Source organism: Streptomyces sp. AC627_RSS907, assembly GCF_019049165.1.
In genome coordinates this window covers 1-898 of record NZ_JAGMUE010001215.1, presented here as the reverse complement: position 1 = coordinate 898, position 898 = coordinate 1, and the positions used below count along the sequence as shown (strand labels likewise).

At 73.7% G+C, this 898-nt stretch carries 1 protein-coding gene; it reads right to left on the bottom strand.

Features of this window, described 5'->3' with window-relative positions; all coding sequences use genetic code 11:
• Positions 1-255 precede the first annotated feature (255 nt).
• Positions 256-898 (bottom strand): TetR/AcrR family transcriptional regulator C-terminal domain-containing protein (locus tag KUM32_RS41135; RefSeq protein ID WP_217146760.1); only part of this gene is annotated, 643 nt, incomplete at its 5' end.

The window sequence follows — 898 nt, the reverse complement described above, 5'->3', positions numbered from 1 at the left end:
GCCATGCACTACAACCAGGTGGTCGCGGCGGGCATCGCGGCCATCGGCACGACGCTGCGGGTCGAGCTGGACATCCAGACGGTCCAGGGCGACCTGCCGCGGCAGACGGCGTAGGGCCCGCCCCCTCCCGGCCCCGGCGCGGGCGCCCGCCGCGCACCACGGACGGCGGGCGCCCGCGCGCGTCGTCGGGGAGGGCGCGCGGACGGGAGCGGCGCCCGCGCCCCGGGCGCGTACGGACGCCGGGTAGCGGCCGGCCTACGCCTCGCGCGCCGCGTCGGCCGGGTGGCCCGCGCGCTCGCGCATGACCTCGAGGCCCGCGATGACCATCTCCAGGGCGAAGGCGAAGTCGCGCTCGCGCATCTCCTCCACCGTCGAGCCGCCACGGGCGCGCATGATCCGGCTGGCGTTGCCGAACGACTCCTCAAGCTCGGGGTCGGCCTCGATGGTGTCCATGACGTGGAAGAAGTAGTCGTCCTGGCTGATGCCGGCCTCCCGGCAGCGCAGCGCGAAGCGGCCCTCGATCGTGCCGAAGCCGTAGACGAACTGGAAGACCACGCTCAGCGCGCCCGTCATGCCCTCGTCGGGCACGCCGCTGCGGCGGATCACCCGCTGCGCGGCCTCGGCGAAGGCCCGCGCGTTCGGGCCGATGTTCAGGTACTCGCCGACCAACTGCGACACCCACGGGTGCTGGACGAGGATCTTCCGGTACTCGCTGGCGAGTTGGCGGAGCTGGTCGCGCCAGTCGACCAGGTGGCCCGCCTCGTCGACCTCGCCATCGGCGGGCAGCCGCATCTCGCCGTTGACCTCGTCGAGGGCGAGTTCGAGCAGGTCGTTCTTGGTGGCCACGTACCAGTAGACGGACATGGCGGTGACCCCGAGTTCGGCCGCGAGCCGGCGC